At 65.6% G+C, this 7,777-nt stretch carries 5 protein-coding genes and 1 pseudogene; 5 read left to right on the top strand and 1 reads right to left on the bottom strand.

Going from position 1 to position 7,777, the window contains the following annotated elements:
* Positions 1-25 precede the first annotated feature (25 nt).
* A pseudogene (locus tag ACESL8_RS11465) lies at positions 26-508 on the top strand (AarF/UbiB family protein); the annotation flags it as partial.
* Positions 509-861: 353 nt separating this feature from the next.
* On the opposite strand, the gene ACESL8_RS11460 reads toward ACESL8_RS11465, so the two are convergent.
* Positions 862-1,335 (bottom strand): YbaK/EbsC family protein, encoded by a 474-nt coding sequence (locus ACESL8_RS11460; RefSeq protein ID WP_372918957.1) that lies wholly within the window; start codon positions 1,333-1,335, stop codon positions 862-864.
* 108 nt (positions 1,336-1,443) lie between these two features.
* Between ACESL8_RS11460 and ACESL8_RS11455 the strand changes: the two genes are divergently transcribed.
* From ACESL8_RS11455 to ACESL8_RS11440, 4 genes are all read left to right on the top strand, one after another.
* Positions 1,444-2,190, top strand: a complete 747-nt coding sequence (locus ACESL8_RS11455; RefSeq protein WP_372918955.1) for a hypothetical protein — start codon at positions 1,444-1,446, stop codon at positions 2,188-2,190.
* A gap of 14 nt (positions 2,191-2,204) precedes the next feature.
* Positions 2,205-5,420 (top strand): sialidase, encoded by a 3,216-nt coding sequence (locus tag ACESL8_RS11450; protein ID WP_372918953.1) that lies wholly within the window; start codon positions 2,205-2,207, stop codon positions 5,418-5,420.
* Positions 5,417-7,366 carry a TonB-dependent receptor plug domain-containing protein gene (locus ACESL8_RS11445; protein WP_372918951.1) on the top strand — a complete coding sequence of 650 codons (1,950 nt, stop codon included), beginning with the start codon at positions 5,417-5,419 and terminating at the stop codon, positions 7,364-7,366. The genes ACESL8_RS11450 and ACESL8_RS11445 overlap by 4 nt, the downstream gene beginning before the upstream one ends.
* 109 nt (positions 7,367-7,475) lie before the next feature.
* Positions 7,476-7,777: aminotransferase class III-fold pyridoxal phosphate-dependent enzyme (locus ACESL8_RS11440; protein ID WP_372918949.1), on the top strand; the 302-nt coding region annotated here is incomplete at its 3' end.

Below are 7,777 nucleotides of genomic sequence, written 5' to 3'. Positions count from 1 at the left end.
GGATGGCCGCGATCTGGCGATCAAGGTGCAGTATCCCGGCGTGGCGGCCAGCATCGATGCCGATGTGGACAATGTGGCGACGCTGGTGAAGCTTTCGGGGTTGGTGCCGGCGGGCTTTGCCATTGATCCGCTGCTGGCCGAAGCCAAGCGTCAGTTGCACGAGGAAGCCGATTACGCCCGCGAAGGCACGATGTTGACGCGTTACCGCGCGCTCGTCGCTGAGTGGCCTGAGGTGGTGGTGCCGCGGCTGGCCGCCGATCTGTCCCGGCCCACCATATTGGCGATGAGCCACGTCAAGGGCGTCGCCATCGACCGGACCGCCGCCCTGCCCCAGGCCGAGCGCGACCGGTTGATGACCCTCATGCTGCGCATCCTGATGGCCGAATTATTTGATTGGCGGGTGATGCAGACCGACCCGAATTTTGCCAATTATCGCTACGATCTCAATAGTGGCCAGCTGGTGCTGCTCGATTTCGGTGCGGCGCGCGAAATATCGACGGTGGTAAGCGACGGCTACCGGGCGCTGCTGGCATCCGGTTTGGCCGGCGATGACCACGGGCTGCTGCAGGCGATGGCCGGCATCGGTATCTTGCCGCCCAATGCCCCGGCCGCGATGACCGAGACGATATTGGCAATGGCGCGCGACGGGTTTGCGCCGCTGCGGCTGGACGGGCCGTTCGATTTCGGCGCCGGTGGGCTGGCGGGCAATCTGAAAGACCAATCGTCCACGCTGATTGCCCAGCGCGAACATTTCATCGCGCCGCCGCCCGACATCCTGTTCATCCAGCGCAAGATTGCCGGCATGTATCTGCTGGCGGCCCGGCTGAAGGCACGGGTGGATGTGGCGGCGCTGGTGCGGCCCTATACCGGCGATGGCAATGTGCAGGCATCGACCCAGCCCAGCGCCGCCAGTGCGGCCAAGCGATCAGGCGCGATTTCCAGCGAGCTTTCGCGGCAGCCGGCGGCGGGAAATACCGTCGCATAGGGTTTCAGCGACACGTCGATCCACACCGGCACGCCGGTTGCCAGCCCGAACGGGCAGACGCCGCCGACCGCGTGCCCGGTCACAGCCAGGGTTTCTTCGGCATCCAGCATGCGCGGCTTGCCGCCCAATGCCGCGCGCGCCTTCTTGTTGTCGAGCCGGGCATCGCCGCGCGTCACCAGCAACAGCACCGCGCCGTTCACCCGCATCGCCAGCGTCTTGGCGATCCGGCCCGGCGCCACTCCCAGCGCGGCGGCGGCTTGCGCCACGGTGGCGGTGGACGCGCCCGGCACGATCACCGGCACATCGGGGGCGTTGGCAGCCAGCCAGCGGAGCACGTCTTCATGAGCCATGGTGCTGGATTTGCCCAACAAGCGTGCAGTGCACAAGAGTATTGGTTTGACAATACACCAAGGCTGCGGCAGCCATACGGTATCATGACCTTATCCAAGAGGGATCCCATGCGAATCGCATCCTGTGCGTTGGCGGCAATGTTGCTGGCCGGCGGCTTCCACACGCAAGCGTCGGCTCAGCCCGCCGAACCGAGCGCGGCCGATCTGGTGGCGAAGAACCTCGCGGCGCGCGGCGGCGGGGCCGCATTGGCGGCGCTGAAATCGGTGAGCCTTGAAGGCAGGCTGGTGTTTCCCGGCGGCTTTGAGCTTACCTACAACGAAGTGCGAGCCGGCGGCGGCGTGCGGGTGGATGCCGCGCTGCAGGGCCTGGCGCTGGTGCAGGCGTATGACGGCAAGGGCACGGGCTGGCGCATCAATCCGTTCGAAGGCCGCAAGGACGCCGAACCGATGAGCGACGATGAAGCCCGTAGCTTTGCCGACACCGCGCCGATTGCCGGCGTGCTGCTGTCGGCGGCCAGCGATGGCAGCGCCGTCACCTATCTGGGGCGTGAGGATTTCGATGGCACCAATTGTTACAAGCTGAAGGTGGCGCAGAAAGACGGCGATGAGTTCGTTTATCTGATCGATCCGGATTCCATGCTGGAAGTGAAGATTACCGAAACCCGCAAACTGCGCGGCACCGTGCAGGTGAGCGAATCCGAACTGGGCGATTATGAAGCCGTGGGCGGCGTGATGTTCCCGATGTCGATCGAAACTGGCCCGCAGGGCGCCAGCCAGCGCCAGCGCGTCATCATCGCCAAGGCGAGCGCCAATCCGGCCGCGCCCGCCAGCCTGTTCGCCAGCCCCAGCAAATGAGGGAATTTCGTCCCATGATCCGCACATTCCTGCTGGCCGCAACGGCCCTCACTCTTGCCATCCCAGCCGCTGCCGCGGACACCGCCGTTCCGGCCAGTGCCGGCATTTCAGGTTTGGGCATCCGCAACATCGGTTCGGCCGCCATGTCGGGGCGCATCGCTGCGCTGGCGGCGCGGGTGGAAGAAGACGGCAAGGTCACCCTGTTCGTGGGCGCCGCATCCGGTGGTGTCTGGAAATCCGAAGACGGCGGCACAACGTTCACGCCCAAATTCGACAAGCAGCCGGTGCAGTCGATTGGCGCAGTGGCGCTTGATCCCAGCAACAAGCAAACCGTGTGGGTGGGCACCGGCGAGGCCTGGACACGCAACAGCGTTTCGGTGGGCAATGGCATCTACAAATCCACCGATGGCGGCGACAACTGGACGTTGATGGGCCTGCCCGGCACCGAGCGCATCACCAAGATCGTGGTGCACCCCGCCAACGGCAACATCGTTTATGCCTGCGCCCCCGGTGCGCTGTGGAGCGACAGCCCCGATCGCGGCCTTTACAAGACGACCGACGGCGGCAAGACGTGGGCGCAGATCCTGAAAGGCGCCAATCTTTCAACCGGCTGTTCGGGCGTCAGCCTTGATCCGTCGAACCCTGAACGCATCATCGCCGGGCTGTGGGATTTCCGCCGCAAGGGCTGGACATTCCGTTCGGGCGGTGACGGCCCCGATGCGCCGTCGGGCAGCGCGATGGCAATCAGCGAAGATGGCGGCAAGACGTGGAAAACCATGGACGCCGCCACCACCAAGGGCTTGCCGAAGGGCCCGTGGGGCCGCATCGAGGTGGTGCACGCACCGTCGATGCCGAACCGCGTTTATGCGGTGATCGAACACGCCAAAACCGCGCTGTATGTTTCCGAAGACGGCGGCAAGAGCTGGGAAGCGCGCGACAGCAGCCGCAATATGGTGTGGCGCCCGTTCTATTTCCAGAAACTGGTGGTGGATCCCACCAACGCCGATCGCCTGTTCAAGATGAACCTGCGCGTGATCGTGTCCGACAATGCCGGCAAAAGCTTTTCCGACACCGCTGGCGGCAGCCACGCCGATTGGCACGATGTGTGGGTGAACCCCAAAAACCCCAAGCATCTGATTGGCGCCGATGATGGCGGCATGTGGATCAGCCACGATGGCGGCAGCAAATGGTCACACGCGCGCAACCTGCCGATCAGCCAATTTTATCACGTCGCCATCGACGATCGTGACCCGTACCAGGTATACGGCGGCCTGCAGGACAACAGCAGCTGGGTGGGGGACAGCGAGTATCCGGGCGGCATCAGCAACCACCGCTGGGAAAATCTGTATGGCGGCGACGGATTCTGGGTGCTGCCCGATCCCACCAGCGCCGATCACGTCTATGCCGAATATCAGGGCGGCAACATCGGACGGATCAACCGCAAGACTCTGGAACAAAAGGCCATTCAGCCCAAAGCCGGTTACAAGGAAAAACTGCGCTTCAACTGGAATACGCCGATGGCGCTCAGCCCGCACGACAAGACCGTGCTGTATCTGGGCAGCCAGTTTCTGCACCGCACCCGCGACCACGGCAACACGTGGGAACGGATTTCGCCGGATCTCACCACCAACAACCCGGCCAAGCAGCAACAGGAAAAATCCGGCGGCATCACGGTGGACAACAGTTCCGCCGAAATGCACACCACCATCTATTCGGTCAGCGAAAGCCCCCAAGCGGCCGGCACCATCTGGGTGGGCACCGACGACGGCAATGTGCAGGTGACCCGCGACGGCGGCGGCAAGTGGACCAATGTCACCAAGGCGCTGAAACTGGGCCCGGACAATTGGGTGAGCTGGGTCGAAGCCAGCCAGCACGATGCTGCCGTCGCCTATGTCGCGGTGGATCGCCACGCGTTCGGCGACATGGCCCCGCACATCTTTGTTACCCGCGATGGCGGCAAATCGTTCACGCGCATCGCCGGCCCGGCCACGGCTGGCATTCGCGGTTATGCCCACGTGATCAAGGAAGACCGCAGCGACCGCAACATCCTGTTTGCCGGCACCGAATTCGGCCTGTTCGTCAGCCGCAACGCCGGCGCCAACTGGGAAGAATTCCGCCCCGGCAATTTCCCGGCTGTGGCGGTGCGCGATGTCGTCCAATCGAAAAAGGGCGACGATCTGGTGCTGGCCACCCACGGCCGCGGCATCTGGGTGATCGACGATGTCTCGCCGCTGCGCAGCCTGACGCCCGCAGTGGTGGCTTCCAACGTCACCCTCGTTGCCTCCGCGCCGGTAGAACAGCGCATTCAGGGCAATGGCGGCTGGTCGGAAGGCGATGCCAATTTTGTCGGCGACAATCCGCCCGACGGCGCGGTGATCACTTATTATCAAAAAGCCCGCCACGTTATCGGCCGCATGAAGATGGAAATCATCGGCCCCGATGGCCAGGTGGTGGAAGAATTGACCACCTCCAAGCGCAAGGGGGTCAACCGTGTCGTGTGGTCGATGCGCACCAAGCCGCCTTTGGTCCCGCCCGCCGCCAGCCTGGCCGGCAATTCGATCCTGGGCCAGCGCGTCATGGCCGGAGCGTACAAGGTGCGGCTGACCAAGGCCGGCGAAGTCACCGAAGCGCCGTTGACGCTGATCAGCGATCCGCGCGCCACCTTCAGCGCGGATGATCGCAAGGCGCAATATGACGCCGCCGAGCGGGTGAAAACGCTGTTCCGCCGCATGACCGCACTCACCTTTGGGCTGGTCGCGCTCAAGCGGGACGCGGCGCAGGCCGCAAGTGCGCCCACCGCCACACCAGCAGCAAAAACCGCCGCACTCGATCTGGGCACCAGGGCCGATGAACTGCGCAAGCAGGTGGTTGCGACCACCGAGGGCGGCGCCATCACCGGCGAGGAACGGCTGCGCGAGAATATGGACATGGCGTACGGCCAGATCATCAGCACCGAAGGCCGGCCGCCGGGCTATGCCGTCGCGCGGGTGGATGCGCTGGAGCGGGAGCTGAAGGAAGTCGAAGACGCCTTTGCCGCCCTCAAGTCCGGCAAGGCCGCAGCGTTCAACACGCGGCTGCAACTGGCCGGCATCGCGCCGATCAGCCTGGCAGCAGTTACGGTGGATCTGGTGCCGACTGGCGGGCAATTGAGCGCGCTGGCCCGGGGCATGGTCGGCGGGCGTTATTTCGGTGATTTCCGCAGCTTGGCCTTCCCGCGCAAGAAACGGTGACACCAGCGATTGCGGCGCTGCTGCTGGCGCAGTCGTTCCCACTGGGAACCGCTGCGCCAGAGCCGCGTCTGCCCGCCGAAGCCCTGATTACCGTTACCGCGCCACCGCTACCCGGCCGCGTGTTCACCCCTGTGGTCGGCCTGTCGGGCGAAGCTCTGCTTGATCGGCAACCGCGCAGCATCGCTGATGCGCTGCGCGGCTTGCCGGGTGTCTCGGTTCGCACCAATTCGCGCGGTGAAGCCGTGGCACGCATTCGTGGCAGCGACGAACGCCAAACTTTGGTGTTTCTGGACGGCGCGCCGCTCAGCGTTCCGTGGGATGGCCGCGTCGATATTGGGCTGTTGCCAGCCGGGTTGATTGGCGGGCTCACGGTGCGCAAAGGTGCCGGCGCCCTGGAATACGGCGCCAATGCCGTGGCCGGCGTGGTCGATCTGACCACCCGCACCCGCGGCAGCGTGGGTGTGGCGCAGGCCGGGCTGTATGGCCTGACGAACCTGTCGGCCGCCGGCGCCGTGCCCATTGGCGGCACCTTGCTCACGCTTGCAGCCTCGCATCAGGCACACGCCGCACTGCCAGTGGCGCGCAGCAGCGCCCTGCCCTTCAACCAGCCCGCCAGCGGCGGCCGCCTGAACAGCGATCTGGCTGCGACCAGCCTGTTTGCCGGACTGGGCGGCGCCGCCGGCACGCTCACTTGGCGGGTGAGTGTGCTCCGGATCGACGCCCGGCGCGGTGTCGCCCCGGAATCGGATCGCGATCCCGGCAGCGCGCGCTTCTGGCGCACGCCGGACTGGAACTTGACGCAGGCGCAGATCGCGCTGGAACTGCCGATCGGCGCCGTCACCGCCCGCGCCGTCGCCTGGCGCCAGTGGTTCGGGCAAAAGATCGAGGCGTATCACGGCGCCAGCTTCACCATGCTGCGCGGCCGCGAGATCAACGACGACGACACAGTTGGCGGCCGGTTCACGCTCCGTCATCCGCTCGGCCCCGTCACCCTGCGCTGGAGCCTGTCGGGGCAGACCAGTGATCACCGGCAAACCGATGTGACCATCCCGGCCGGCACGCAGCCCGCGCCCAAGCTGTATCGCCAGTCGCTGACATCTGGCGGGGTGGAGGCCGATGTTCCGCTGGGTGCTGCCCGGCTCACGCTGGGGCTGGGCCTCGATCGCTCCACCAATCCGCGCACCGGCGACAAGCCGGCGCAACCGACGCGGCAAGCCGCCACATTTTCCGCCGCACTGGCAATCAAACCGGCGGCCGGCGTCTCCCTCACCCTGTCTGGCGGGCGGCGAAACCGCTTTGCCTCCCCCCGCGAATTGTTCGGAGAGGCGCAGGGACGCTTCCTGCCCAATTCGGCGCTGCTGCCCGAACGGGCATGGCTGGCCGATGCAGAATTCGTCTGGCAGACGCGCGGTCTCACCCTCAGCCTCACCCCGTTCTGGAGCCAAGTGGATGGCAGCATCGGCCAGCGCATCGTGCGTGTGAACGGTGCCGGCCTGCGCCAGCGTTTCAACCAGGCACCGGCCACCAGCATCGGCATTGACGGCGCGCTGCAGGTGCCGCTGGCCGATGGCCTTACGCTGGAACTCACCGGCACCGCGCTTCATGCCAGCGCCGCCGGCCAGCCCCTGCTGCAGCGCCCGGCGCACGAGGCGATGCTGGCGTTGGATTGGGCGCCGGGCCCAAGTGCTGTCAGGGCTTTTGATCTGCGCGCCGAACTGCGCCGGATTGGGCCGGCGCGCGATCTTGCGCCTGATGGCCGCCTTGCCCCCCTCGCGCCGGCCACCGAACTCAACCTGCGCGCCCGCGTGCCCGTGCTGCGCCTGGGCCGAATGCCGATCAGCGCCACCGCCGCCATCGACAACATCACCAACGCCGTGATTTTGCCGCAGCTGGGCTTGCCGCAACCAGGGCGCAGCATCCGCATCGGCCTCATCGTCGGGGGTTGAGAGGGAACATCCAAGCCGCTATAGGATGTTTGTGAAGGCGGCTTGTGGTGAGCCGCCTTTGTGCGTTGCCGGCGTCCGCATGCAGACACCGATCTGGAAAGCAATTGCAATGACGATCAGCCCGCTCATGCCCGTTTATGGCCGCTGTGAAGTTGCGCCGGTGCGCGGCGAAGGCTGTTACCTGTATGACGCACAGGGCCGCGAATGGCTGGACATGGCCAGCGGCATTGCGGTGAATTGCCTGGGCCACGGCCACCCGCATCTGGTGGAAGCCATCCAGAAACAGGCCGCCACGCTGATGCACACGTCCAATCTTTACAAGGCGCCGGCGCAGGAACATCTGGCCCAGCGGTTGGTTGAGATGACCTTTGCCGACACCGTGTTTTTCACCAACAGCGGCGCCGAGGCTTT

The sequence above is a fragment of the Sandarakinorhabdus sp. genome (assembly GCF_041689835.1).
Classification (GTDB): Bacteria; Pseudomonadota; Alphaproteobacteria; order Sphingomonadales; family Sphingomonadaceae; genus Sandarakinorhabdus.
Note: the sequence above shows the minus strand (reverse complement) of the source record. Positions and strands in the feature narration are given on the sequence as shown.